Source organism: Bacillus sp. MYb56 (genome assembly GCF_002976445.1).
Classification (GTDB): Bacteria; Bacillota; Bacilli; order Bacillales; family Bacillaceae_G; genus Bacillus_A; species Bacillus_A mycoides.
The window spans coordinates 162834-188981 of sequence record NZ_PCOH01000005.1 but is presented as its reverse complement, the minus strand read 5'-3'; the positions used below and the strand labels follow the sequence as shown (position 1 = coordinate 188981).

The following is a 26148-nucleotide window of genomic DNA, read 5'->3' as shown; positions in this document are numbered from 1 at the left end:
TAACAAAATCGCGGGTTTTTTAGTGTTTCTGTACAGCTTGAATTTTTATGTGTAAATAAATTGACATAGAAAATAATTTTGTGATATTATAAAAATTTTGCTAAAAAAATAAATGTATGTTAAGATTGAGAAGGTTACCATATATGGAGGTGGATTATTTGTTTCAAATTGGCGATAACATCGTTTATCCAATGCACGGAGCAGGTATAATTAAAGCCATAGAAGAAAAGGAAATCTCAGGAGAAAAAAGACAGTATTATGTTATAAAAATGTCGGCTAGTAATATGGAAGTAATGATTCCTATGGGGAAAATATTGAGTTCAAATATACGACCAGTTACAGATATAAAGGCATTAACAAACATAATAGATATTTTTCAGCATGGGGAATCAGATAGATTACTTACGTGGAAACAAAGGTATAAATTGAACACTGATAAAATAAAAACGGGTAAAATACAAGAAGGTGCTGAAGTTGTACGTGACTTATTACGTATGCAGAAAGAAAAAGCACTTAATGCAAGCGAAAAGAAAATGTTAGATAACGCACATGAATTTTTGATTAGTGAGCTGGGATTAATTGAAGGTATCACAGAAAATCAAATAAAAAGCTTTTGTTAAGATTCATTGTAGATAATGTATTACATCCCAAAAAAGATCTTGAATTTTTTGGGAATATAATTATAGAAAATCAATCATTTCAAAGACATTCAACTCTTTCAAACCACTTTTAGAGCATTAACCTCTTTTGTTATTACTACAATTTAATCCATTTTTATTTTTTAATTTCTTTTACGAATGTTCGAAGTTTAATTAAATAACTCGATAAAATAGTTACTTGATTTTTGCAATCCTGATTCACACTGGCACGGACGAGGAGCCGTAAGGATGAAAGAGAGGTAGGGCTTTCATTGTTTTAGGTATATAAGTTATTATTTTTAGAAGAATACTGAACCACTCCCACTTCTATTGTTAAGAGATTTTCCATATGTGAGGAGATAATAATTGTTTATTTTCTTTATTTAAAAGAGATAAACGAATTGTTAGCCTTATATGGTCAACTAAAAAAGGTTTCCTACTTAGGAAACCTTTTTAATTTTATTTATTCCATTTCAGGATATTTTTGTTTTGTTAGTTATCGGGAAAAAGTAAACAAATGTTACTCCATTACGATAATAGGTTTAATCGTTTTTCCTGTTTTAGAATCTTCAAATGCTTGAGCAATTTCTTCAAAAGAATAGAATTGTACAAACTTATCGAATGGGAATAGTCCTTTTTGATAGAAATTAATTAATTTTGGAATGAATAGTTGCGGTACTGCATCACCTTCAACTACCCCTTTAATTGTAATAGCTTTTACGACAATTTCATTTGTTACGTTTAAAGTTAAATCCTTTTTACCAACAGCAACAGTTGCCATTGTACCTTTTACTCGTAAGCATTGAATGGATTGCAGTGTAACAGTATTTACGCCAGTTGTTTCAAATGAGTAATTAGCTCCACCGTTTGTAATTTCTTTAATTTTGGCAACTGGATCTTCGTTTAAGCTATTAATCGTGTGTGTAGCCCCTAATTCCTTCGCTAATTCTAAACGACTATCATGAATATCAATGGCAATGATTGTAGTACATCCAGCAATTTTAGCTGCCATTAAGCCACTAAGGCCAACAGCACCGGTTCCAAATACAACTAGGCTACTACCTGGTTTTGGCTGTAATGAATTTAGGATCGTACCGCTACCAGTCATAATTCCACAACCAAGTGGTCCTAACAAACGTATATCAACATCTTTTGGTACTTTTACAGTATTATTCTCATCAACCACGGCATGGTATGCGAATGAAGATTGGCCGAAGAATTGAGAAATGTCATTATTGTTAAGATCGTGTATAGGTGTTACATGGCGTTTGTTTTTTCCAGAGAAGTTTAATTCAATCATATTTTCGCAAGCAGCAGCATTACCATCTAAGCAATTTTCACAATGACCACAGTAAGCGAATCCAAGTACAACATGGTCACCAGGTGTAACCGATGTTACATTACTTCCCACTTTTTCCACGATACCAGAACCTTCATGTCCTAAAACAACTGGTTTTGGTGTTGGCATTGTACCGTCTAAAACTGTTGCATCTGTATGACATATACCCGAAGCGATAATTTTTACTAATACTTCATCGTCTTTAATATCGTTTAAGTATACTTCTTGCATATTAAAATCTTTTTCAGGTGTAGAAACGATAGCTTTTGTTTTCATTGTTATCCTTCTTTCTAAAAATTAAATAAGAAAAAATACTTTCAACTATCTAGGAGTCTTTTATTAGTTCCTAAAATTTCGTTGGTATAATTTAAAAAACAAATGAATTATTGAAACCTCGTTAGTGTAAGTTTGAACATAGTACATTGGAAACAGGTTCTTTTTGGTTAGTAAATAGTTAAATAATTAATTACCGATATATTCTATAGTAATAAAACTAGAAAAAAAGAAAACATCCACTTAATAAGTATTTTCCTCATCCACTTACTGGACATTAGAATAAACAGCAGATTCCTGAATTTCAGAATCCTTAAAGTTAAAAACGGTTAGTTTTATTATACGAATATTCCTACGTAAGAGCGTATAAATTGACGTTACTATCTAAAAGTAAGTATGATGCGATTATAGTTAGATTTTTTTAGGGGGAAGAAAAATGACAAGTTCAAATAATAAAGCGGCAAGTATTTATGAAGGAACAAATATAAACGCTTGGGGGTCTTTTGAAAATATTGAAGAAACGAAGTTATTTCATCCGATTCAAATTGGATCTTGGTCTCTTCGTAATCGCATAGCGATGGCACCGATGACGAGATGTTTTGCAAATAATGAGACTGGGGTAGTTGGTACTGATGTAGTAGAGTATTATCAAAAACGTGCTGCTGATGGGATTGGATTAATTATTACAGAAGGAATTGTCATTAGCCCGAGAGCAAAAGGGAATCCGGGAGTACCAGGTATTTATACACAAGCGCAAATTGATTCTTGGAAACCTGTTACAGAGGCAGTACATAAAGAAGGCGGAACGATTATTGCTCAAATATGGCATGTTGGACGTATGAGTCATCACGAAATAATTGGTGGTCAAATGCCGCAAGCACCGTCTGCTATTGCTGCGGAGGGTAATGTTCCGCGTTTTCGTAAACCGTTTGATACACCAGAAGCAATGACAATAGAAGAAATAAAAGAAGTTGTCGATCAATATGCACAGGCTGCAAAAAACGCAATCGAAGCTGGATTTGATGGTGTAGAAATTCACGGTGCACACGGATATTTAATTGACCAATTTACTTATGAATTTGCGAATAAGCGTACTGATAAATACGGCGGGGACTTAAAACAAAGGTTAACGTTTATGAAAGAAGTTGTTCAGGCTGTAATTGAAGCAGTTGGAGCTGATAAAACGCTTCTTCGCTTCTCTGCCTTTAAAGGTGATAATCCTACTTATATGTGGGAACATCCTGAACTTGCAATTGAAACGTTTGTAAATATGTTTAAAGAAGTTGGATTAACGATGATTCACCCTTCAACGATGAATTATACGCAAGTTATTGCTGACGGTAAGAATTTTCATCAATTAGTAAGAAAGTATTGGGATAGTACTATCGTAGGAGTAGGTAATTTGAATCCGAAAGAGGCAGAAGAAGCACTGCAAGAAGGAACAATTGATGTAGCGGCGTTCGGAAGACCATTAATCGCTAATCCAGATTTTGTGCAGCGAATTAAAAATGCTGAAAGTTTGGTTGAATATGACGCGAAAGGGCATCTTGCTACATTAATTTGAATAAAGATAAAAGGAGAACACATCAGGTGTTCTCCTTTTATTATGGATTTTCATAGGAGGAAGCGGGATGAGTGAAACGCTACTCGTTATTATTAGTATATTGCTCTTATTGATGTTACTATTAATCATTTTTTTTATTATTACATTTTTTATTAAAAAACGGACGCATCATTCTATATTAAAGTTACATCCATACTTAGGAAGGATGCGTTATTTACTTGAAAAGATAGGACCGGAATTTAGGCAATATTGGTTTGATCATGATACGGATGGAAAGCCCTTTTCACGTTATGATTTTCAAAGTGTAATGTTTCTAGCAAAATACCGTTCAGAAATACTCGGTTTTGGATCAAAACGAGATTTTGATGCATCTGGATATTATATCGCTAATACATTATTTCCGAAATTAACAGATGAATTAAGTGTGAATGTAACGAAAGAACGTGAAGGGAAAAAGTATGTGATTCATAAAGAAGGGTTATTTTCACGAAGAGAAAAATTGACAGCGGATACAACGAATCTTTGGTTATATGAAGAAGACGATGCAATTATCGTCGGTGAAAACCGCAAATATCCGTGGAAACTGTATGGCATGTTTGGCGCATCAGCAACTTCTTACGGTGCGATTGGAGAAAATTATATTTTGGCAAGTGGATTTGGCGCGAAGATGGCTGGCGGTTCGTGGATTAATACGGGGGAAGGTGGTGTAATACCGGAACATTTACATACCGGTGCAAATATCATTGCCCAAATTGGTCCGGGATTATTTGGATACCGTGACGAGGACGGGAATTTTTCGATGAAGGAATTTATGGAGAAGGCGAAAGAAAGTAATATTAAAGCGTTTGAATTGAAATTTGGGCAAGGAGCAAAAATACGTGGTGGTCATTTAGAAGGACAGAAGGTAAATGAGAAAATCGCTTCCGTTCGGAAAGTACGAGAAGGAGAAACGATTAATTCGCCAAATCGTTTTTCATTTATTAGTAGTGCCGCAGAGGCTTTATATTTTATTCAAGATTTACAAGAAAACGGTGGTAAACCAGTGGGCATGAAAATTGTAATTGGTCAACAGAAGCCTTTGGAAGATTTATTAAAAGCAATGAAAGAATTAAACATCTATCCAGATTTTATTACAATCGACGGTTCAGAAGGTGGATCAGGGGCAACATATAAATCGATGGCAGATAGTATGGGGCTTCCGCTTATACCGGCATTACTTACATTTATTGATACAGCAAATCATTACGGTGTCAGGGATAAATTAAAGGTGTTTGCCTCCGGGAAATTAATCACGCCAGATAAAGTAGCGATTGCTTTAGCTATCGGTGCAGATGCCGTAAATTCAGCACGTGGATTCATGATGGCAAGCGGTTGTATTATGGCACTTCAATGTAATTCAGGGCAATGCCCATCGGGGGTTGCAACTACGAATCCACACTACCAAAAAGCATTAGATCCGTATGAGAAAAAATGGCGAGTAATGAACTATGTTATTAGTATGAGATATAGTTTGTTTTCATTAGCGGCAGCAGCGGGAGTAAAGAGCCCGCGCCATTTAACGAGAGAGCATATTGTGTTTAAAGATGAGGTGGGGCGGATAGTTCCTCTTTCAGAATTGTTTCCTACTAGTAAATAGAAGATAAGCTATGTTTAATACATTAAAAGTCATACATTCGTATGGCTTTTTTCTTTTAAAATTCAACTAATAAACGAATGAAAATAAGGTGTGAAAAAACGCTATTTTATTTTCTGATTATTTTTACTTTAATTTCTTTTAAAAACCGGGTAATCCACTGGGATAAAGGCGTTTATAAAGGTTTTCACATGTAGTGAAAAGGGCTTGTTCACTTGAAAGAACAAAAAATGTTTGTTAAGGTAGGGAACCATAAGCGAAAACAAGAAAATAGAAAAAGTCATTTTTCGAAATTTTGAATGGCTTATGTAACTAAGGGAGAGATTTGGTGAAGATTGAGATTATGGTTTCGCTTGCTATTTATATGGCAGGTATGTTGTATATCGGCTATTGGTCTTATAAGAAGACATCCGATTTATCAGATTATATGTTAGGGGGAAGGGGACTCGGTCCAGCAGTTACAGCTTTATCAGCTGGTGCTTCTGACATGAGTGGTTGGATGCTAATGGGATTACCTGGTGCGATGTATGCAACAGGATTATCAAGTGTATGGATTGCGATAGGTTTATTAATAGGTGCTTATGCAAACTATTTAATTCTTGCCCCGCGTTTGCGAACGTATACAGAAATGGCAAATGATTCAATTACGATTCCAGATTTTTTAGAAAATCGGTTTAAAGATCGTACGAAAATACTTCGTTTTGTCTCCGCTATCGTCATTTTAGTGTTTTTCACATTTTATGCGTCAGCTGGTTTAGTTTCAGGTGGACGTTTGTTTGAGAATTCTTTCAATCTTGATTATAAAATTGGTTTATTTGTAACTGTCGGTGTCGTTGTTGCTTATACATTATTCGGTGGCTTTTTAGCAGTAAGTTGGACCGACTTTGTGCAAGGTTGTATTATGTTTATTGCTCTTGTGTTAGTGCAAATTGTAGCTTTTACAGATGTCGGTGGTGTAACAGAAACATTCAATACGATTAAGCAAGTTGATGCATCGCATTTAGATATGTTTAAAGGTACTACAATTCTTGGTATTATTTCATTTTTAGCATGGGGTCTTGGGTATTTTGGTCAACCGCATATTATTGTTCGCTTTATGGCAATTACCTCTGTTAAAGATTTAAAAACTTCTCGTAGAATCGGTATCGGTTGGATGACGATTTCAATTATAGGTGCAATGCTTACTGGTCTAATTGGTATTGCTTATTACGCTAAAAATAATGAGAAATTACAAGACCCAGAAATGGTCTTTGTAACATTCTCAAACATTTTATTCCATCCGTATATTACTGGATTTTTATTGTCAGCTATTTTGGCTTCGATTATGAGTAGTATTTCCTCGCAATTACTCGTTATTTCAAGTGCTGTAACGGAAGATTTCTATAAAACATTTTTCCGTCGTAACGCAAGTGATAAAGAACTTGTATTTATCGGTAGACTGTCAGTATTAGTAGTAGCTATGATCGCAGTTGTTTTAGCGTATCATCCAAGTGATACAATTTTAACACTTGTCGGTTATGCTTGGGCAGGATTTGGTTCAGCATTCGGACCCGCCATTTTATTAAGTTTATATTGGAAGAGAACGAACAAATGGGGCGTTCTTGCTGGTATGATTGTAGGTGCAGTAGTTGTTATTACTTGGGTACAAATTCCAAGTTTAAAAGCGACTATGTATGAAATGGTACCTGGATTCTTCTGTAGTTTATTAGCTGTTATAGTTGTAAGTTTATTAACGAAAGAACCAGTGAAAGCAATTCATCGTGAATTTAACGAGATGGAAGCAGTGTTGGAAGAGGAAACGAAATAATTAGCGAAGAGAGTAAATGCTAACTAGCATTTACTCTCTTTTGATTTAAAATGAAAATAAGTGCTTGTTGACAACTAAAAGTAAGTAACTTATAATAAATATTGAGTTCGAGATAATTTATTTCCGAATAAAGATTTTAGATGGAGTAAATATTTTTTTGGAATTATCTCGAATTCGAGATGAATTCAGTGATATAGAAGATAATGCGTAATTTCACAGCTTATATCTCGAATTGAAGATAAAATCATAACGATGGATTTTACTTTGCAGTATGGACAAAATGAATAATGAATTTTAATGTATAAAAGTTTTTAAAATGAAATAAAAAGGGGCGGAGAAAATGGAAAAGAAAACAATGGGAATTCATCACATTACAGCAATCGTAGGACACCCACAAGAAAATGTAGATTTTTATGCAGGTGTATTAGGATTGCGTTTAGTAAAACAAACAGTGAATTTTGATGATCCAGGTACGTATCATCTTTATTTTGGTAATACAGGAGGAAAGCCTGGAACAATTATTACGTTTTTCCCATGGGCAGGTGCTCGTCAAGGTATTATTGGGGACGGTCAAGTAGGCATTACGTCTTATGTCGTACCAAAAGGTACAATGGAGTTTTGGGAAAATAGATTAGAAAAATTCGACGTACCGTATACAAAAATGACTCGGTTTGGAGAACAGTATATAGAATTTGATGATCCACATGGTTTGCATATAGAATTAGTTGAAAGAGAAGAGGGCGAATTAAATAATTGGACTTTTGGGGAAGTTACGCCAGAAGTAGCAATTAAAGGATTTGGCGGTGCTGTTCTTTTATCTGCACAACCTCAAAAAACTGCTGAATTGTTAGAGCATGTTATGGGTCTTGAGAAAGTAGGAGAAGAGGGAGAGTTTATGCGGTTCCGTTCTTCTGCTGATATTGGAAATATTATCGATTTGAGATTATCAACAATTGGACGTGGACAAATGGGTGTTGGTACAGTTCATCATATTGCTTGGAGAGCGAGTGATGATGCTGATCAATTAGACTGGAAAGAGCATGTGTCTCGCTTTGGATATGGTGTAACACCTGTACAAGACCGAAACTATTTTAACGCAATTTATTTTAGAGAACACGGCGAAATCTTATTTGAAATTGCAACAGATCCTCCTGGTTTTGCCCATGACGAATCTTTAGAGACGATGGGTGAGGAGTTAAAATTACCGGATCGATATGAACAACATAGAAAACAAATTGAACAGACACTCTTACCATTTGAAGTGAGAAATCTAGATTAAAGTGATTGAAAGGGGAAAAGGAATATGATGAAACATGTTTTTCAAAAAGGAAAAGATACGTCAAAACCAGTGTTGTTATTGCTTCATGGTACAGGAGGAAATGAATTAGATTTATTACCGCTTGCAGAAAGAATTGATCGGGAAGCTTCTGTATTAAGTGTTCGTGGAAATGTATTAGAAAATGGGATGCCTCGTTTCTTCCGCCGATTAGCAGAAGGTATTTTTGATGAAGAGGATCTTGTTTTCCGTACGAAGGAATTAAATGAATTTTTAAATGAAGCAGCAAAAACATATGAATTTGATAGAGATAATATCGTAGCTGTTGGGTATTCAAATGGAGCAAATATTGCGGCGAGCTTATTATTCCATTACGAAAATGCATTAAAAGGTGCAGTCCTTCATCACCCAATGGTGCCTAGAAGAGGAATACAATTACCTAATTTAGCAGAGAAATTCGTATTTATCGCTGCTGGAACAAATGATCCAATTTGTTCACCTTCTGAGTCAGAGGAATTGAAGATGCTATTAGAAAATGTAGATGCTAATGTAACAATGCATTGGGAAAATAGAGGACATCAATTAACGATGAATGAAGTAGAGAAGGCAACAGAATGGTATGAAAAAATATTTTCACATGCATAAATAGTAGACTAAATCGAGTGTAAAATCATAAAGATTTTATACTCGATTTTTTTGTTGTAATTTAAGGGGTTAAAAGAGAATAGGAAAGTTATGTTAAAATATAAAGAAAATGTAGAATAATGGAGGGGGACTATTAGATGTCAAACTACGAAAATGAAGAAATGCTAACGGGAGGGAATGTCTCAAACGTATATCGTTCGGAAGATACTGTTCGACGAGAATTAAAGAAAGGCAGTACCCGAATTCATAAGCTATTAAACCATTTGGAAAACAAAGGTTTTAGTTATGCACCAAAGTTTTTAGGTATTGATGATAAAGATAGAGAGGTATTATCATTTATTGAAGGAGAAGCTGGTAATTACCCTTTAAAAGAGTACATGTGGTCTAATGATGTTTTAAAAGAAATAGCGAAGATGCTCCGTCTTTATCATGATGCTGTGAGTGATTTCCCGTTATCAGATGATTGGAAACCGATGGATAATACTCCAAATAAAATAGAGGTTGTATGCCACAATGATTTTGCAATATACAACATTATTTTTAATAACGAAAAACCAGTAGGTATTATTGATTTTGATGTTGCTGGTCCTGGACCCAGACTTTGGGACATAGCCTATACTCTTTACACTTGTGTCCCATTAAGTAGAGTTTATTATAAGGAAACAGGTGCGGCGGTTTATTATAATTCATTACAGCATGCAGACCGCATAAAGCAAAGAGTTAAATTGTTTTTTGAGTCCTATAAAAGTGATGGCATCGCCGAGGATTATTTGGAGATGGTACTTCTACGATTAGAAGGATTATGTAAATACATGAAAAGAAAAGCACTAGAAGGCGATATGAACTTCCAAAAGATGATAGATGAAGGGCATCTTGAACATTATGAAAATGATATTCAGTTTATTCGTAAACATGGAAAAGAGTGGATTTAATAAAATAAATCGTATACAAAAATAAAGCTCAGAGTCATATAGGGACTTTGAGCTTTTTAACGTATTAGTGTAGATGTTTTCCACAATAACTCGACTACTTATAACAGATGTCTTTTACTATATTAATGTAGCATAGTTAAGAGTTTGTTACAGGCTGAGCTGTAGCAATCGGTAATTGGATATCGACAGTTGTTCCTATGTTTAATTCACTGGAAATGAATAATTTTCCGTGATGCTCTTGAATGATTTTATAGCACATCATTAAGCCAAGGCCAGTTCCTTTTTCTTTCAAGCTATAAAAAGGTTCACCAAGACGAGCCATGCGCTCTTCGGGAATCCCACAACCTTCATCCATAATGCGTATTGAAACAAAATCATTTTCTAACGAAGTTGTTTGAATGAATATGTTACCACCATCAGGCATCGCCTCGATTGCATTTTTTAATATGTTAATCAAAACTTGTTTTAATTGATTACCATCACATTGAATGTCAGAAATATAATCGAAATGATCCATGATGATATGAACGCTATGCATAATTGCTGTTGGTAAAATAAAAGTTACAACTTCTTCAATTAATGTTTGTACGTTGCATGTATGAATAGATAACACTTGTGGTTTAGACATCGCCATAAATTGGCTTGTTATAGATTCCATTTGTGAAATCTCACTCAACATAACGTCCACATACCATTTATTTTCCTCATTTATTTCTGGATGTAATAACGTTAAAAATCCTTTTAATGAAGTGAGCGGGTTTCTAATTTCATGGGCAATTCCAGCTGTCAGTTGTCCGACTACTGCAAGTTTTTCGGATTTCCGTAATAACTTTTCAGTTTCTTTTAGTTCGGTAACGTCTCTTCCCATCACTATAAGACCTTTGCGTGAGCCATCAGGATGGAAGAGTGGAACTTTTGAAATGCTTAAAACTAGGTCGAAATCATTTCTATGTATAATAAATTCCTCTCCGTGAAGAATTTGTCCTTTTTGCCATGTTAGTTCATCGACTTCTTCACAATGCAAAAAAGATTCGCGGTATGCTTCGTTATATTGAATGAGTTCATTATCTCTTTTTCCATGATAAGGAACGTTATGGAAATTGAAACAAGAAAGCGCATAGTCATTCGCTTCAAGCCAGCGTCCTTCATGATCCTTAAAAATAACAAATGCAGGCATTGAATTCATTAATGTGCGTAATCGTTTCTCACTCTCTTGTAATACTTTCTCAATTCTTTCTGATTTTTCAAGGGGTTTCATAATGGCGTATACACCTGTTAAACGGTTTTTAACAAAAATAGGAACTAATTTTGTTACGACATCTAGTAAATATCCGTCTTTATGATAAATAGAGACGATATACTCTTTTTGATTGTCAGCTGCAGCATTTTTTATGTATTGTAGCACTTGATCAGAAATATGTGCTTCTAAAATAGAAGTGATTGTTTTTCGCTCTAATTCGTTAGAAGTATAACCTAATATTCTTTCCGCAGAGGGGTTAATATGTAAAATAACTCCTTCTAAATTCAATGAAATAATACTATCAGGGTTATGTTCAAAAAGAGATGCATACATTTCTGCTAAAGAACGATTTTGTATATGGTTTCGCAAGCGCTCCGATACGTTTGGGTGACGCTTTTTTTGAGTAGATGAATGTTTTTTACGACTCATAATATTTCCTCCGTACAACTAGCATCTAAAAAAGATGAATCTAGTACTAACTATAATATAGGTGCAATGTGTATTTCTATAAAAAATGGAAATTATATAATAAATTTTCTTTTTTATTTTTAGTGGAAGGTAAAAAAGGGTAGTAATAAGAGAATCTTATATTGCTTTATTAATATTTTCTAAGTTACATGAATGTATTTTCGTTATAACATTAGAATAGAAGAGGGGGAAGGAATATGAAAAATTATATTCAAGGAATTGATCATGTACAAGTAGCGGCGCCAGTAGGATGTGAAGAAGAAGCACGAGAATTTTATGGTAATAAAATTGGTATGGAGGAAATCCCAAAGCCAGAGGAATTAAAGAAGCGTGGTGGGTGTTGGTTTAAGTGTGGAAATCAAGAGATTCATATCGGAGTTGAGCAAAATTTTAATCCAGCTAAAAAAGCGCATCCAGCTTTTTATGTTTTGAAAATTAATGAATTTAAACAAGGGTTAATAAAGCAAGGTATTGAAGTAATAGATGATCATGCGCGACCAGATGTAATCAGATTTTACGTGTCAGATCCGTTTGGAAATCGAATTGAATTTATGGAAAATAAAAACTAGGTGAAGGTCCACCTAGTTTTTTACACTTTTCTAAACAATCCTAATACTTCAACAGTCTCCGTAATATTAACGAATGCATGAGGATCAATTTCCGAAATCGTTAGTTTCATACTTGCTAATTCTTCACGTGAAACGACTGTCATAAGTACACGTTTTTTCTCGTTTGAATAAGCACCTTCACCATCAAGTAACGTAATTCCACGTACTACAGTTGAAAGAAGCTTTTTTTTCATTTCTTCTGCTTGATTTGTTACAATCATAAGTGTAACTTTACGATGTTTCGTATGAACGGCATCAATTACTTTACCAGTTACATAAATTGAAAGTAAGCTTGTAAGGGCAACATCCCAAGTGAAGAAAAATCCTGCAATGACAACAACAACAGTATTTAATGCAATGAGGAATCCACCAAGTTTAATATCTCGCTTACGAGATAACAACATACCGATAATATCAAATCCACCAGTTGAACCATGGCAGTTAAAGACAAGACCAATACCAGCTCCGGCGATGACACCGCCAAATACAGATGATAAAAGTGGATCTGTTGCTACGACTTTTACTGGAACATAGTATAGTGCAACAGATAATACAATTACAGAAACAACCGTGTTAAAAATTACTTTTTTTCCAAGACCTATGTATCCTAAAATAAGGATAGGTAAGTTCAATACAAAGTTAATAATACCTGTGTTTACAGGGGTTACAATCCCTAAAATAATAGCAATTCCGCCAATTCCACTACTTAAAATTTTATGGGGGATAAGGAAAAGATTAAAGGCAATTGCGATAATAATAGAACCAAAAATAACACCAAGAAATCTGACCATCTCTTTCCCGTCCTTCACTAAATAATCATATTATTTCAAGATTATATATGAAATTGAAAGTTTTTTGGGAAAACAGTTTATTTTGGAAAATTAGATTAATCTAAATAGTTCGAGTGTTTGATAAATTAGGAGGGGATACAGATATGAAGATAACGACGTATCAACAGAAGAGTCCTTTAAAACAAGAGTGTGAGGATTCATTTTTTTGTAATGAAGATAAAATGATTTACGGTGTATGCGATGGAGCAACACCGTTAGTTCCATTTTGTGATGAAGAAGGACATAATGGAGCATACATCGCTTCACATTTATTTTCAAGTCATTTTACTTCGCTACGAGAGATCAATAGTTTACAAGATGAAGTTGCAAAGGCGAATGAATTATTGCAAAACAAGATGCTAGAGTACAAGGTTGATACGAGAAAAAAAGACCATCTTTGGTGTACATGTATTGCAGCAGTTCAAATAGAAGGCGAAAAACTTGAATATGCACAGTTAGGTGATTGTATGATCGTTGCAATACTTCAAAATGGAGCGATGAGAGTATTAACGAAAGATACGGTTCAAGGAATTAGTAAACGTGCAAAAAAGAAGAGAGAGGAAGATAGAGAAAAGGGATTACCTATACCTGAGGAACACGTTTTTCAAGATGTTCGGGAGCAGTTAAAATACAATCGCTATCTTGCAAATATGCCAAACGGCTACTCAGTTGCAAATGGGATGAAAGAAGTTATGGATTATTTACAATATGGTGAATTACAGGTAGCTGAAGTAAGTGGGGTTTTTATTTGTTCAGACGGATTGTTTCACCCCGAGTGGTCGTTAGAACAAACTGTAGCATATATAAGAAAAAATAGTATAAAAGAATATGTAGCAATCATTGAAAGGTTAGAAGGAGAAAATAGAATAAGACCAGATGATAAAACAGTTATTATAATTGATTTTTAAGGGGAGGAAGTTCAAATGGAAATTAAATGTGCAAATTTAACATTTCAAAATGAGTTAGTTCCTTTAGAAAAAGTAAATAAACTGATCATCCACCATACGTCAGAAGATGGCTGGGATGTGTATAAAACTCACGAATTTCATCAAAAGGTAAGAGGATGGAGCGGGATTGGTTACAATTATTTTATTGAAGAAGATGGAACTGTAGTCGAAGGACGAGGTTTACATATTGGAGCACATGCGACAGATAATAATAGTGATACAATTGGAATATGTATGACGGGGAATTTTGATAAATATGATCCAACTACTGCACAAATGAATTCATTATATTCTTTATGTAAAATGTTTATGAAGCAGTTTGCCATAGAGAAAGGAAATATACTCGGCCATAGGGAGTTAGAAGGGGTTACAAAAACTTGTCCAGGAAATCGCTTTTCTATGGTAGAGTTAAGAAAAGTATTATCTTAAATATAAAGGAGTAACGAATGATGATGAACATAAAAATACCGACTGATAAAAAAGAAGAGCTTGTAGCACAAATTCAGCAATTTTTCGTTGAAGAAGATTTAGATGAAATTGGACGTTTCCAAGCAGAACGTTTAATAGAGGAAATGATTAAATTAGTTGGACCATTTGCATACAATCAAGCAATTGGAGATGCAAGAAAGCTTGTAAGTGAGAAATTAACGAATATTGAAGAAGATTTGTATGTGTTAGAGAAGAATGAGGGTAAATAAAAAGAGCTATTTTGGTCGTCTTCCGTCAATTATAAAATAAGTATATGCCACGGCTTTTTTCCGATGTTTTGTTTGGAAAAGGCCGTGAAATTGTTTTTGGACATATAAAATAAACCTCTTTTTTTCCAAAAGGGACCCTAGAATTAAAAAAACGTTATTCTTTCTAAACAAGCTAGATGAGAAAGAATAACGTTTTTTTTGATTGAGATTAAAAATATATTATCTTAATTTTATCTTTTTTTAATAATTTATTTATGGGCAATTTATAGTTGCTATTTATAATTCCTATATATAACAGCTATGGATACTACGAAAAAGAACTTTGGAGGTGTAACCAATTAGCTGTAATCAAAATTTAAAACATGAATTGCTCACATAGAATCTTCTTTTGGAAGATAAGTGGTGTAATTCTTTGTTAAATGAAGGAAGGGATTGGGAAGTTATGAATAAAACAATTTTAAAAACATGTATCATATCAGCAGTTTTAGGTGGAAGTCTATTAAGTGAAAAGAATGGAGAGGTGAAAGCAGAGGAGTTTACACCACAAACGAATCATACTGGTGTATTCAAAGATGTTCCAAAGGGGCACTGGGCATATGAGGCGATTCATCAATTAACAGGTGAGAAAATTATTTTTGGCTATGATGATGGAAGATTTGGTTTTGGAGATAACGTAACACGCGAACAAGTTGCAGCTTTAATGTATCGTTATTTTAATATGGCAGAAAACAAAAATTATCAGAACCCATATGGGGACGTAAGCGAAGATTCGACAAGCTATATAAAGGAAATTTTATCTTTAACAGAAATGGGCGTTTTTACGGGTGACGAGCATGGGAACTTTAGACCGAAGGCATCCTTAACACGTGCAGAAATGGCACAAGTTCTTACAAATGCTTTTCATTTAAAGGCAAAGAGTGATCATACTTTTAATGACGTTTCAACGAACTCATGGGCAAGAAATGCAATTAGTGCTGTTCAAACAAATAATATTGCAAAAGGAGTAGGAGGAGGGAAATTTGCTCCAAGTATGGATGTGACACGTGAACAGTACGCACAATTTTTATACAATGCAATACAAGAAACTCAACAAACTCAACAAACGAAAGGGCAACTACTAGCTAGCATACTTGGTGAAACAAATTGGAAAGGGACAAAAGTCTATGACAAAGATCATAATGATGTAACGAAAGAAAATCAAAATTTCATCGGGCTTGCAAAATATGATGCTAAAACTGCAAGGTATGAATTTTTTAATGCAAGTACAGGAGAGAGTCGTAATGATAGCGGTGCCTTTTTTATAACGAATGATGGAAAGAAAAGAGTGTTAATTTCTGAAACGCAAAATTATCAAGCAGTTGTTGAATTAACGCAATTAGACAAGGAGAAATTTACATATAAAAGAATGGGGAAAGATGCAAAAGGGAACGATGTAGAAGTGTTTGTTGAACATGTTCCTTATCAAGAAAAAGAGCTTTCTTTTACCCGATCTGATAAAAATTTAGAAAGCTCGACGGGGAAAATAGTTACAGACGTTGATGGAGATGAAATCTTATCTAGTACTCTATGGAACGGAACAGTGGTATTAGATGAACAGGGTAATAATGTAACAAAGTACAACTCTAACTTAATCAGTCTAGCAAAATATGATAAAAATACAAATAAATATGAGTTTTTCAATATGAATACAGGGATAAGTCGTGGGGATTATGGTTTCTTCGATGTTGTACATGACAATAAAATAAGAGCTCACGTTTCGTTAGGAAATAATAAATATGGTGCGGTCCTTGAACTTACAGAGTTAAATAAAGATAAATTTACGTATACAAGAATAGGGAAAGATGTGAATGGAAAAGATATAAAAATCTTTGTTGAGCATGAACCGTATACAGGTGACCTAAAACCAAATTTCACAAAGTAAGATGTAAAAGTAATCTTATACTCTAGCAAAGGCATTATGTTAGAAAATGTTAGTAAGGAAAAACCTGAGTGATTAGGATTAGGTAATTATACAATAGAAGTAAAATAGTTCTTTATAGACAAATAGATGCCTTGAGGCATCTATTTGTCATTTTAAAATGATCTTATGGGTAAATGTAAAATACAAACTCTCTTACTTTCTCGGTTGTATTTTCATTTTTGAGTAGCTGACAATCTTCTCAGATCTAGTAACTTACTACTTGCACGACCATACATCGTGGCTCTTTTTTATTTGTTCTCTTTATATTCATGTATTTTCTCTTTTACATTACCGACAGTATCTTTAGCAGTGCCTTTCACCTTATCCCATTTTCCCTCGGCTTGTAATTTTTTATTGTCAGTTACTTTCCCGACAACTTCCTTTACTTCACCCTTTACCTTATCAATAGCACCTTCTACTTTTTCTTTTAAACCATGATCATGTTTAGTCATACATTTCTCCTCCTTGTAGTTTGAGTAGAATTCTCTTTTCATATTGCAAGTTGAATGATGTATCTAGTAATAGCGTAACAAATTTAGTTTGAATATTCAAATGAGTAACAGGATAGAAAGGTAATTGTCATAAAATGTATACATTCGTAATGGAAAGAAAAAGAAAGTTAATTATATGTCTTTCGCAGTCCATATTGATTTTGTATAAGCAATTTTCATATGGGCACGTTCCATATTATTTTGACTGCCGCTACCGAATCTTGCTTGTCCAACTATTAAATTACAATTGGATTCAAGAGCGGTCTCAATTCGTTTTTGAATTAATACGGTATGACAACCTTTACGTTGAAATTCTGGCAAAGTAGCAGAAGCAGCTAATGAAGCAACACCTTTATTTATATAAAGTACCCCTATACTAGCAGGAGTGTTTTGAACTTCGGTTATGAAAAAATGCCAGCCGGATTTATTGTAGAGAATTTCGTTATTTTGGTGCACACCATATTTTGTAAAGGATGGCATGTTAAATCCACGTACATATATGTCTGCAAAAATATCAAATTCATTTTCTTTTAGTTGGCGTACTGAAATGTTAGAAGGCAGCAGCGATGAGTCTTCTCTTGGTAAACTATATAAAGCGGTATGGAAGCTAGATTGATAAAAATCTTTTTGAGATAAGTATTGAAATAATTCAGTTGCACCTTGCGCTGGTGTAATTTCAAAACGGCAAGGGATTTGTAGTGATTGATAATAAGCGATGATTTCATCTATCTCATCTGTATTTGTAAATGTAATGCCCTTTACTGTATTAGAAGCAGGACCAGCAATTACTTTTGATGAAAAGGCAGTGGCACTCCCGAACTTTTTCGTTTGTACTTGCATTGGGTTGCCGCTTATTGTTTGTAGTGCCTCTAATCTAGAAGAAAGCATATGTATTTCTGCGTTTTCAATTTCTTGTGCTGTATTGACTGTCATAATTGTACTCATACGATTCCTCCGTCAATTAATATAGTTCATAGTACATATACGATTTTTCTTCTGAGATTCCTGTTGAAATGTAAGAGAATAAGAGGTTTTTTGGAAGGGGAATGGAAGCGAACTGTCGAAGGGAGTGGAAACAGATTAAAGGTGGTGCTCTCATGAAACAGAAAGACGTGCAGACATGCTCTCATTGCGGTTCTCAAAACATAGGAGAAGGTGAGTTTATCGGTTATGCACAAATACGGAAAAAGGAAACGATGTTCACATCTTCACCAGTGGATGCTTATATTTGTACAGATTGCGGGAATATCCTTTCATTAAAGGTACGGAATTATGAAAAGTTTAAGCAGAAGCCGTTATGATTGTTAAGAAGTGGTAATATAAAACGTCGTATACGAAAGATCTTACATTAAGTTAATTTAATATAAGTGACATTTTACATATATATGAGTACGCCTTAAAAAAAGAGATAAAAACATATACTGTATGAGATGCTCATCATTCATTACATGAAGCAGAAACATATATAGAAGAAAAAGTAGTCATCTTAGAATGGTTCATAACGAAAACTCCTTTAAATGAATAAAGGAGTTTTTTTATTTTTTATAACAATAATTCCCTTTAATTGTTATAATTGGTCATTGAGAGTAATTATTTTATTAACGCCATAATTATAGAAGAAAAACAGCTAAATCGTATTTAAAACCGCTATATAACACAATCGCAACCGTAAGTTGACAAAGTGCAACCGCAGGAAGATAGAGATAAGGGCAATGTTTACATACAATTTAGGTAAGAAAACAAAGGGGGACACACATATGGGATTTGGTGAAAAGCTTTTTAAATTAAGAAAGGAAAAGGGTCTTTCTCAAGAAGCGTTAGCTGAAAAATTAAACACAACAAGGCAAGCAGTTAGTAAATGGGAAAACGGTCAAGGATTTCCTGAAACTGAAAAGTTAATAATGATTGGAAATGTATTTGAAGTATCACTCGACTATTTATTAAAAGAAACTGCTGAGCAAAGTAATGAAAATGTGGATGGCTATTACGTAAGTCAGGAAATGGCAGAAGGGTATATAGTGTATGGGCAAAAAATTTCTAAATATATTGCGTTAGGATTTAGCTTGCTTATTTTATCTACAATACCGTATTTATTATTTAAAGAAAATGCAACAATGTCTACATTCCTTGTCATTATCATTGCTGTCCTTGGAATTGGAGCAATGATGGTACCTGTAACTATAGAAGAGAGTCGATACAATGTATTAAAAAAAGAAGAATTACTATTTGATCCAAACTTTTTAAAAGAATTGACAAAAAGATATGCGACTATTAAAAAGAAGTATGCTGCAGTAGTAATTGTTGGACTTTGTTTCATAGCAGCAGGAGCGATACCATTTTTATTTGAGAAAAAACGAATTACTTCAGGAGAGCTCGTGCAGTATTATCCTTATTGTGTTGTACTTATTGCTATCGGGTTTTATCTTTTTGTTCGTGTTTTAGGAGTGTTAGAGACGTATCGGATTTTAGTAGAAAATAAAGAATATAGTAATCGTGTCATTTTTAAATTAAAAAAGAAAGTAAGAAAAAAGGTAGATAGTTTATAAAAAATAAAAAACATGTTTCGAATCAATGTATTCAAAACATGTTTTTTATCGTTCTGAATTATTTCCAAAGAAATAATTCAGAAAATACAGAAAAAATATCGTAATTATTTGTAGAAGTCTGTTATAATATACAGAAATGAAAACGCTTTAAAGGGGGATATAACCAATATGATGATGAATGTACCGCTAACAATTAGTTCTATGATGGAAAGAGCAGAAAAACTGTTTTCAAAGAAAGAAATTGTTTCACGGACACATGACACAGTTACGACATTAACGTATAAGCAGTTAGGTGAAAGGACGAGAAGGCTTTCTAGTGCGTTAAAAAAATTAGGAATTAAAGAAGGCGAGCGTATAGGAACGTTAGCGTGGAATCATCATCGACATGTGGAAGCGTATTTTGCTATTCCTGGTATTGCTTCCGTTTTACACACAATTAATATTCGTTTATCTCCTCAACATATTTCATACATTATTCAGCACGCAGAAGATCGAATTCTACTTATAGATGAAGATCTCGTACCACTTGTTGAAAATATTCAATCACAATTATCAACTGTACAAGCCTACATTATTATGACTGATAAAGATGAACTTCCCAATACTACGCTAGAACCTGTATATCATTATGAAAAGCTATTAGAAGAAGGCGATCCAACTTTCCAATTTGTAAAAGATATTGATGAAAATACACCTGCTGGTATGTGTTATACGTCAGCGACTACAGGAAACCCAAAAGGTGTTGTATATACGCATCGTAGTACTGTATTGCATTGTATGGCACTCGGTTTAGCGGATACAGCTGCTTTATCGGAAAGTGATGCGGCGATGGCAATTGTACCGATGTTCCATGTGAACGCTTGGGGGCTTCCTTTTGCAGCTACTTGGTTTGGAACTAAACAAGTTCTGCCAGGACCAATGTTTACTCCAAAAATTTTATTAGAGATGATTCAAGCTGAAAAAGTAACGATAGCAGCAGGTGTGCCGACAATTTGGCTCGGTGTATTACAAGAGTTAGAAAATAATAGTTACGATTTATCTAGTATAACGAGAATATTATGCGGTGGTGCTGCTGCACCGAAAAGCGTTATTAAAGCATTTGAGCAAAAATATAATGTTCCTTTCGTACATGCATATGGTATGACTGAAACAAGCCCGCTCGTAACACTTGCACGTTTAAAAAGTTATGAAACAGAATTATCATATGAGGAGCAATTAGAAATCCGCTCAAAACAAGGATATCTTGTCCCTGGTGTAGAGATGAAAGTAGTCGGTACAAACGGTGAAGTGAAGTGGGATGGTACTGAGATGGGAGAGTTATGTTTACGAGCACCTTGGATCGCTGAAAGCTATTATAACGATGATCGTACTGTCGAAGGATTCCGAGACGGTTGGTTATATACTGGTGATGTTGTTACAGTTGATGAGGAAGGCTGCGTGAAAATTGTTGATCGTACGAAAGATGTTATTAAAAGCGGAGGAGAATGGATTTCTTCAGTGGATCTTGAAAATGCTTTAATGGCACATGATGCTATATTTGAAGCGGCTGTCGTTGCAATTCCTCATCCGCAGTGGCAAGAACGCCCAGTTGCCTGCGTTGTTCAAAAGAAAAATAGTACGGTTACAAAAGAAGAAATATATGAGTTTTTAAAACCGCAGTTTGCGAAGTGGTGGTTACCAGACGATATTGTATTTATGGAGGAAATTCCGAAAACATCTGTTGGGAAGTTTTTAAAGCAGGCGCTTCGGAAAGAACTTGAGCATTTGCATAAAGAGAAATAATTGAATTTACGTTTGTAAACTTATATGGAGACAAGGTTGACAAACGGTGGATAGAAAGATAAGATAACTCCTATAATATGTTATCTAAAATCTAATTTAAGTTTACAAATAGGAGAAGCAAACATGAATACAAAAAACTTAGTTTTCGTCGCTTTATTTAGTTCTATTATGGGAGTGTTAGGGTTAATACCTCCAATTGCTCTTGCTATTACACCAGTTCCAATTACATTACAATCACTCGGTGTTATGCTTGCTGGTGGGTTGTTAGGCTCACGTCTTGGTGCGTTAAGTCAGCTTATTTTTTTACTTATAGTTGGAGTTGGAGCACCATTACTTGCTGGTGGGCGCGGGGGACCAGGTGTATTTGTTGGGCCAAGTGCAGGATATTTACTTGGTTATATCGTTGGAGCGTTTGTCATTGGATATTTAATTGAGCGTTTACGTGAAGTTTCTATTATAAAAGTACTATGCATTAATATAATTGGTGGTATTTTCGTAGTTTATGTATTTGGTATCATTGTCCAAGCTTTCGTAATGGATATTTCCGTATGGGAAACGATGAAAGTAAGTGTCGCATTTTTACCAGGTGATTGCATAAAGGCGACTATAGCAGCGATTCTTGTGACAAGATTACATCGCTCATTGAAACATATTATTACGCCTGCTTTGAAGAATAAAAAAATTACAAATGCAGGGTAAGAAAAAGGAGAAACACGTTACTTGCGTGTTTCTTTTTATTATTTTGTAAAGAAAGGAAGTCTCATATGGGGATTACAAAAGAATATAAAAAGTATGCCTCTTTACAACCAAATAAAATAGCGATTAAAGAAAATGATAGAGTATTAACATATAAAGAATGGTTTGAGTCAGTGTGTAAAGTAGCAAACTGGTTGAATGAAAAAGAATCGCAGAATAAAACGATAGCAATTTTATTAGAGAATAGTATGGAATTTTTACAAATATTTGCGGGTTCCGCTATGGCTGGATGGGTTTGTGTGCCACTAGATATAAAATGGAAACGAGATGAGCTTAAAGACAGACTAGTGATTAGTAAACCAGATGTTATTGTGGCGGAGCAGTATAGGCTTAGTGATATATCGTGCGAAGAAGGGAGGATTATTGAGATTGAAGAATGGAAAGAAATGATTGAGAACTATCTTCCTACATACTATTCTGTAGAAAATGTACAAAACGCTCCTTTTTATATGGGATTTACATCGGGATCAACAGGAAAGGCAAAAGCATTTTTACGTGCACAACAGTCGTGGGTTCATAGTTTTGATTGTAATGTACATGACTTTCATATGAAAAAGGAAAATTCTATTTTAATAGCTGGGACGCTTGTTCATTCTCTTTTCTTATACGGGGCAATAAGTGCATTGTTTTTAGGGCAAACGGTACACATAATGAGAAAGTTTGTACCAGTTCAAGTGCTATCTAGTATAAGGATAGAGAATATTTCTGTAATGTATACAGTTCCTACAATGCTTGAGTCTTTGTATAAAGAAAATAAAGTAATTGAAAGTGAAATGAAAATTATTTCGTCAGGAGCGAAATGGGAAGCTGAAGCAAAAGAGAAGATGAAGAATGTGTTTCCTTATGCAAAAAGATATGAGTTTTATGGTGCGTCTGAGCTAAGCTTTGTAACGGCATTGGTTGATGAAGAGAGTGAAAGAAAACCGAATTCAGTAGGGAAACCTTGTCATAATGTACAAGTTCGAATATGTAATGAAGCAGGAGAAGAAGTACAGACAGGTGAGATAGGAACTGTGTATGTGAAAAGTGATCAATTTTTTATGGGCTATGTATCGGATGGAGCTATAATCCCGCAATTGTCCGAAGGTGGCTGGATGACAGTGCAGGATGTGGGCTACCAAGATGAAGAAGGCTTTATATATATTGTTGGTAGAGAGAAGAATATGATTTTATTTGGAGGAATCAATATTTTCCCAGAAGAAATAGAAAGGGTATTACAGACACATCCAGCTGTTGAAGAAATAGTTGTGGTTGGTGTAGAAGATAGTTACTGGGGTGAAAAGCCTGTCGCTATCGTAAAAGGAAGTGCTACAAAGCAAAAATTAAAGAGTTTTTGCTTACAACGATTATCATCTTTTAAAATACCGAAAGAATGGTACTTTGTTGATGAAATACCTTATACAAATAGCGGGAAAATAGCTCGCAATGCAGCAAAAAGTATGATTGAAAACCGGGAGAAGATACATGAATAGGGCGGTTATTGTAGAAGCGAAAAGAACACCTATTGGTAAAAAAAACGGGATGTTGAAAGATTATGAAGTTCAGCAATTAGCAGCACCACTTCTTACGTTTTTAAGTAAAGGAATTGAGAGAGAAATAGACGATGTTATATTAGGGAATGTTGTTGGACCGGGAGGTAATGTTGCAAGATTATCTGCTTTAGAAGCTGGGCTTGGTTATCATATACCTGGTGTAACGATTGACCGGCAATGCGGTGCTGGATTGGAAGCAATTCGTACTGCGTGTCATTTTATTCAAGGGGATGCAGGTAATTGTTATATTGCTGGGGGCGTAGAGAGTACAAGTACGTCACCTTTTCAAAATAGAGCGCGGTTTTCACCTGAAACAATTGGGGATCCAGATATGGGATTGGCGGCTGAGTATGTTGCAGAGCAATATAACATAACAAAAGAGATGCAAGATGAATATGCTTGTCTTAGCTATAAAAGAACGCTGCAAGCATTAGAAAAAGGATATATACAAGAAGAGATATTACCTCATTATTTTAATGGATTATTAGATGAATCTATAAAGCGGGAAATGAATTATGAAAGAATGATTAAGAGAACGAAACCTGTATTTTTACAAAATGGAACGGTAACAGCAGGTAATTCGTGCGGTGTAAATGATGGAGCATGTGCTGTTCTTGTAATGGAAGAGGGGCAAGCACAGAAATTAGGGTACAAGCCAGTTCTTCGTTTCGTTCGTAGTGCTGTAGTTGGCGTGGATCCAAATCTTCCAGGGACTGGTCCGATATTTGCGGTGAACAAATTATTAAACGAAATGAATATGAAAGTAGAGGACATCGATTATTTTGAAATAAATGAAGCATTTGCTTCAAAAATTGTTGCTTGTGCAAAGGAGTTACAAATTCCTTTTGAAAAATTAAATGTAAATGGTGGAGTAATTGCGCTCGGTCATCCGTACGGTGCATCTGGAGCTATGCTTGTGACACGTTTGTTTTATCAAGCACAAAGAGAGCATATGAAATATGGAATTACGACGTTAGGAATTGGTGGTGGAATAGGGCTTGCGCTATTATTTGAGAAAGTAGAAAACTAGAAAGGGACTAGTTTTCTACTTTTTGAGGAACATAAGCATTACTACCAGGTTTTGCTTTTATTTCATTCCAAGCAGCGATAGCATCAGCATTTGATTTCCCTTTGTTATTTGGATCTTCGAAAAAGTCGCGAGTGAAACGATTGTATTCAAACTGCGCGCTGATAGTTGTTTTGTATGTAGGATCTTTTTTTCGTTCGTTTTCTTCATACCAAAACGTTATCGCGTCTTCATATGTTTTTCCAACATTCTCTTTAAAAAATTTTTGAAGAGCTACTGTAAAGCGGAAGTTTGCTCCGATTTTTTCTTTGAAAAAAGCACGAACATCTTCGCTACAGCGGTGATTGTTAGTAATAATCGTTTGAAGAGAAAGTTCTTTATAAGAGAGGGAAGCTTTACTCACCTTTTGACTAGAGCTGTTTTTTAATATTTTACCAGTATGTAAATAATGTGAGATACGCTCGGTTATTTCAATCTTAGAGCCACTAGCTGACAAACCATGCTCACGACAAAATGTTTGGAGTTCTGCTTTTAACCAATAAAAGTTTTGGAAATCTTCAAGTGATATAGACTTTGTTAAAGGTGGACGCATAGATGTAACAACTTCTTTCTTCCAGAATTTTCTTTAATTATAAAACATATGTTCTTTTTGTGGAAGGATTAATTTGTAAATATAACGGGAAGAGGAGATTACATATGGAAAGTGTAATGCAAGTTCGTGTTACGGGAATTTTAATTGAAGATGAAAAAGTATTGCTAGTAAAGCAAAAAGTTGCTAATCGCAATTGGTCTTTACCTGGAGGAAGAGTAGAGAACGGTGAAACGTTAGAAGAAGCGTTGATTCGAGAAATGAGAGAAGAAACAGGATTAGAAGTTAAAATTAAGAAGCTACTCTATGTTTGTGATAAACCAGATGCTAGTCCATCTTTATTACATATTACGTTTCTGCTTGAAAGGATTGAAGGTGAAATTACGCTACCTTCTAATGAATTTGATCTTAATCCAATTCATGATGTACAAATGGTAGTGATTAAAGACTTAAGTCATTATGGTTTTTCGGAAACTTTTATAACTCTTATAAGTGAAGGTTTTGCAAGTGCAGGGAGTTATCAAGGCTTGAAACAAAATATAGGCCTGTAAATAATTGAAGGATAGC

Annotated in this window: 25 protein-coding genes; 19 read left to right on the top strand and 6 right to left on the bottom strand. The window is 34.6% G+C overall.

From position 1 onward, the window contains the following. Positions 1-158 precede the first annotated feature (158 nt). Positions 159-620, top strand: a complete 462-nt coding sequence (locus tag CQ058_RS09135; protein ID WP_170935206.1) for a CarD family transcriptional regulator — start codon at positions 159-161, stop codon at positions 618-620. Between the two features lie 538 nt (positions 621-1158). Here CQ058_RS09135 and CQ058_RS09130 read toward each other — a convergent pair. Continuing rightward, complete coding sequence (locus tag CQ058_RS09130) at positions 1159-2253, bottom strand: NAD(P)-dependent alcohol dehydrogenase (RefSeq protein ID WP_002190398.1); 1095 nt, start codon at positions 2251-2253, stop codon at positions 1159-1161. Positions 2254-2686: 433 nt separating this feature from the next. Between CQ058_RS09130 and CQ058_RS09125 the strand changes: the two genes are divergently transcribed. The 6 genes from CQ058_RS09125 to CQ058_RS09100 all read left to right on the top strand — a co-directional run bounded on the left by CQ058_RS09125 (position 2687) and on the right by CQ058_RS09100 (position 10107). Continuing rightward, positions 2687-3814: an alkene reductase gene (locus CQ058_RS09125; RefSeq protein ID WP_002190396.1), complete on the top strand. Its 1128-nt coding sequence runs from the start codon at positions 2687-2689 to the stop codon at positions 3812-3814. A 67-nt stretch (positions 3815-3881) separates the two neighbouring features. Then, entirely contained in the window at positions 3882-5450 is a 1569-nt protein-coding gene (locus CQ058_RS09120) for an FMN-binding glutamate synthase family protein (protein ID WP_105589626.1), read from the top strand. A 325-nt stretch (positions 5451-5775) separates the two neighbouring features. Then, a complete protein-coding gene (gene putP, locus CQ058_RS09115; protein WP_002190394.1) occupies positions 5776-7254 on the top strand; it encodes a sodium/proline symporter PutP in 1479 nt (492 codons plus the stop codon). Positions 7255-7594: 340 nt separating this feature from the next. Then, the gene (locus CQ058_RS09110; protein ID WP_002167825.1) at positions 7595-8533 is read left to right on the top strand and encodes a ring-cleaving dioxygenase; all 939 of its coding nucleotides are present in this window, start codon (positions 7595-7597) and stop codon (positions 8531-8533) included. Positions 8534-8560: 27 nt separating this feature from the next. Then, positions 8561-9175: an alpha/beta hydrolase gene (locus tag CQ058_RS09105; RefSeq protein ID WP_002128536.1), complete on the top strand. Its 615-nt coding sequence runs from the start codon at positions 8561-8563 to the stop codon at positions 9173-9175. Positions 9176-9312: 137 nt separating this feature from the next. Beyond that, a complete protein-coding gene (locus CQ058_RS09100; RefSeq protein ID WP_002190392.1) occupies positions 9313-10107 on the top strand; it encodes a phosphotransferase in 795 nt (264 codons plus the stop codon). Positions 10108-10243: 136 nt separating this feature from the next. On the opposite strand, the gene CQ058_RS09095 is transcribed toward CQ058_RS09100, so the two are convergent. Continuing rightward, on the bottom strand, positions 10244-11776 hold the full coding sequence (locus CQ058_RS09095) for a BA3702 family sensor histidine kinase (RefSeq protein ID WP_105589625.1): 1533 nt from the start codon (positions 11774-11776) through the stop codon (positions 10244-10246). 236 nt (positions 11777-12012) lie between these two features. Here CQ058_RS09095 and CQ058_RS09085 point away from each other — a divergent pair, with 236 nt between their 5' ends. After that, positions 12013-12384, top strand: a complete 372-nt coding sequence (locus CQ058_RS09085) for a VOC family protein (RefSeq protein WP_002087825.1) — start codon at positions 12013-12015, stop codon at positions 12382-12384. Positions 12385-12404: 20 nt separating this feature from the next. Here the strand turns inward: CQ058_RS09085 and CQ058_RS09080 are convergent, their stop codons facing one another. Next, entirely contained in the window at positions 12405-13214 is an 810-nt protein-coding gene (locus tag CQ058_RS09080; protein WP_000251329.1) for a YitT family protein, read from the bottom strand. A 143-nt stretch (positions 13215-13357) separates the two neighbouring features. Between CQ058_RS09080 and CQ058_RS09075 the strand changes: the two genes are divergently transcribed. The 4 genes from CQ058_RS09075 to CQ058_RS09060 all read left to right on the top strand — a co-directional run bounded on the left by CQ058_RS09075 (position 13358) and on the right by CQ058_RS09060 (position 16819). Beyond that, entirely contained in the window at positions 13358-14161 is an 804-nt protein-coding gene (locus CQ058_RS09075) for a protein phosphatase 2C domain-containing protein (protein WP_002190389.1), read from the top strand. Positions 14162-14176: 15 nt separating this feature from the next. Further along, a complete protein-coding gene (locus CQ058_RS09070; protein WP_002190388.1) occupies positions 14177-14629 on the top strand; it encodes a peptidoglycan recognition protein family protein in 453 nt (150 codons plus the stop codon). A gap of 17 nt (positions 14630-14646) precedes the next feature. Beyond that, the gene (locus tag CQ058_RS09065; protein WP_002087817.1) at positions 14647-14898 is read left to right on the top strand and encodes a DUF2164 domain-containing protein; all 252 of its coding nucleotides are present in this window, start codon (positions 14647-14649) and stop codon (positions 14896-14898) included. Between the two features lie 442 nt (positions 14899-15340). Continuing rightward, positions 15341-16819, top strand: coding sequence for a DUF4822 domain-containing protein (locus tag CQ058_RS09060; RefSeq protein WP_002190387.1), 1479 nt, complete (start codon positions 15341-15343; stop codon positions 16817-16819). Between the two features lie 287 nt (positions 16820-17106). On the opposite strand, the gene CQ058_RS09055 is transcribed toward CQ058_RS09060, so the two are convergent. Further along, the gene (locus CQ058_RS09055; RefSeq protein WP_002033531.1) at positions 17107-17310 is read right to left on the bottom strand and encodes a CsbD family protein; all 204 of its coding nucleotides are present in this window, start codon (positions 17308-17310) and stop codon (positions 17107-17109) included. A gap of 171 nt (positions 17311-17481) precedes the next feature. Next, a complete protein-coding gene (locus CQ058_RS09050) occupies positions 17482-18294 on the bottom strand; it encodes a hypothetical protein (RefSeq protein WP_002190386.1) in 813 nt (270 codons plus the stop codon). Positions 18295-18446: 152 nt separating this feature from the next. On the opposite strand from CQ058_RS09050, the gene CQ058_RS09045 reads away from it, so the two are divergent. The 6 genes from CQ058_RS09045 (at position 18447) to CQ058_RS09015 (ending at position 24995) form a co-directional block, all read left to right on the top strand. Continuing rightward, positions 18447-18650: a hypothetical protein gene (locus tag CQ058_RS09045; protein ID WP_012261408.1), complete on the top strand. Its 204-nt coding sequence runs from the start codon at positions 18447-18449 to the stop codon at positions 18648-18650. Positions 18651-19106: 456 nt separating this feature from the next. After that, positions 19107-19895 carry a helix-turn-helix domain-containing protein gene (locus CQ058_RS09035; RefSeq protein WP_002190385.1) on the top strand — a complete coding sequence of 263 codons (789 nt, stop codon included), beginning with the start codon at positions 19107-19109 and terminating at the stop codon, positions 19893-19895. A gap of 168 nt (positions 19896-20063) precedes the next feature. Further along, positions 20064-21677 (top strand): long-chain fatty acid--CoA ligase, encoded by a 1614-nt coding sequence (locus tag CQ058_RS09030; RefSeq protein WP_002167835.1) that lies wholly within the window; start codon positions 20064-20066, stop codon positions 21675-21677. Positions 21678-21800: 123 nt separating this feature from the next. Further along, positions 21801-22376 carry a biotin transporter BioY gene (locus tag CQ058_RS09025; protein ID WP_002014265.1) on the top strand — a complete coding sequence of 192 codons (576 nt, stop codon included), beginning with the start codon at positions 21801-21803 and terminating at the stop codon, positions 22374-22376. A gap of 65 nt (positions 22377-22441) precedes the next feature. Next, positions 22442-23905 carry an acyl-CoA synthetase gene (locus CQ058_RS09020; RefSeq protein WP_002190384.1) on the top strand — a complete coding sequence of 488 codons (1464 nt, stop codon included), beginning with the start codon at positions 22442-22444 and terminating at the stop codon, positions 23903-23905. After that, a complete protein-coding gene (locus CQ058_RS09015; protein WP_105589624.1) occupies positions 23898-24995 on the top strand; it encodes an acetyl-CoA C-acyltransferase in 1098 nt (365 codons plus the stop codon). Before CQ058_RS09020 ends, CQ058_RS09015 begins: the two co-directional genes overlap by 8 nt. Positions 24996-25002: 7 nt before the next feature. On the opposite strand, the gene CQ058_RS09010 is transcribed toward CQ058_RS09015, so the two are convergent. Further along, positions 25003-25584: a DUF6434 domain-containing protein gene (locus CQ058_RS09010; protein WP_002190382.1), complete on the bottom strand. Its 582-nt coding sequence runs from the start codon at positions 25582-25584 to the stop codon at positions 25003-25005. Between the two features lie 104 nt (positions 25585-25688). Between CQ058_RS09010 and CQ058_RS09005 the strand changes: the two genes are divergently transcribed. Then, entirely contained in the window at positions 25689-26132 is a 444-nt protein-coding gene (locus CQ058_RS09005) for an NUDIX domain-containing protein (RefSeq protein ID WP_105589623.1), read from the top strand. The last annotated feature ends 16 nt before the right edge of the window (positions 26133-26148 follow it).

Coding starts and splice junctions, on each gene's coding strand:
- CQ058_RS09125 (WP_002190396.1), top strand. CDS start 2,687: ATGACAAGTTCAAATAATAAAGCGGCAAGTATTTATGAAGGAACAAAT.
- CQ058_RS09130 (WP_002190398.1), bottom strand. CDS start 2,253: ATGAAAACAAAAGCTATCGTTTCTACACCTGAAAAAGATTTTAATATG.
- CQ058_RS09095 (WP_105589625.1), bottom strand. CDS start 11,776: ATGAGTCGTAAAAAACATTCATCTACTCAAAAAAAGCGTCACCCAAAC.
- CQ058_RS09045 (WP_012261408.1), top strand. CDS start 18,447: ATGAAACAGAAAGACGTGCAGACATGCTCTCATTGCGGTTCTCAAAAC.
- CQ058_RS09020 (WP_002190384.1), top strand. CDS start 22,442: ATGGGGATTACAAAAGAATATAAAAAGTATGCCTCTTTACAACCAAAT.
- CQ058_RS09035 (WP_002190385.1), top strand. CDS start 19,107: ATGGGATTTGGTGAAAAGCTTTTTAAATTAAGAAAGGAAAAGGGTCTT.
- CQ058_RS09025 (WP_002014265.1), top strand. CDS start 21,801: ATGAATACAAAAAACTTAGTTTTCGTCGCTTTATTTAGTTCTATTATG.
- CQ058_RS09080 (WP_000251329.1), bottom strand. CDS start 13,214: ATGGTCAGATTTCTTGGTGTTATTTTTGGTTCTATTATTATCGCAATT.
- CQ058_RS09110 (WP_002167825.1), top strand. CDS start 7,595: ATGGAAAAGAAAACAATGGGAATTCATCACATTACAGCAATCGTAGGA.
- CQ058_RS09060 (WP_002190387.1), top strand. CDS start 15,341: ATGAATAAAACAATTTTAAAAACATGTATCATATCAGCAGTTTTAGGT.
- CQ058_RS09005 (WP_105589623.1), top strand. CDS start 25,689: ATGGAAAGTGTAATGCAAGTTCGTGTTACGGGAATTTTAATTGAAGAT.
- CQ058_RS09015 (WP_105589624.1), top strand. CDS start 23,898: ATGAATAGGGCGGTTATTGTAGAAGCGAAAAGAACACCTATTGGTAAA.
- CQ058_RS09010 (WP_002190382.1), bottom strand. CDS start 25,584: ATGCGTCCACCTTTAACAAAGTCTATATCACTTGAAGATTTCCAAAAC.
- CQ058_RS09100 (WP_002190392.1), top strand. CDS start 9,313: ATGTCAAACTACGAAAATGAAGAAATGCTAACGGGAGGGAATGTCTCA.
- CQ058_RS09120 (WP_105589626.1), top strand. CDS start 3,882: ATGAGTGAAACGCTACTCGTTATTATTAGTATATTGCTCTTATTGATG.
- CQ058_RS09050 (WP_002190386.1), bottom strand. CDS start 18,294: ATGAGTACAATTATGACAGTCAATACAGCACAAGAAATTGAAAACGCA.
- CQ058_RS09105 (WP_002128536.1), top strand. CDS start 8,561: ATGAAACATGTTTTTCAAAAAGGAAAAGATACGTCAAAACCAGTGTTG.
- CQ058_RS09055 (WP_002033531.1), bottom strand. CDS start 17,310: ATGACTAAACATGATCATGGTTTAAAAGAAAAAGTAGAAGGTGCTATT.
- CQ058_RS09070 (WP_002190388.1), top strand. CDS start 14,177: ATGGAAATTAAATGTGCAAATTTAACATTTCAAAATGAGTTAGTTCCT.
- CQ058_RS09030 (WP_002167835.1), top strand. CDS start 20,064: ATGATGATGAATGTACCGCTAACAATTAGTTCTATGATGGAAAGAGCA.
- CQ058_RS09065 (WP_002087817.1), top strand. CDS start 14,647: ATGATGATGAACATAAAAATACCGACTGATAAAAAAGAAGAGCTTGTA.
- CQ058_RS09085 (WP_002087825.1), top strand. CDS start 12,013: ATGAAAAATTATATTCAAGGAATTGATCATGTACAAGTAGCGGCGCCA.
- CQ058_RS09075 (WP_002190389.1), top strand. CDS start 13,358: ATGAAGATAACGACGTATCAACAGAAGAGTCCTTTAAAACAAGAGTGT.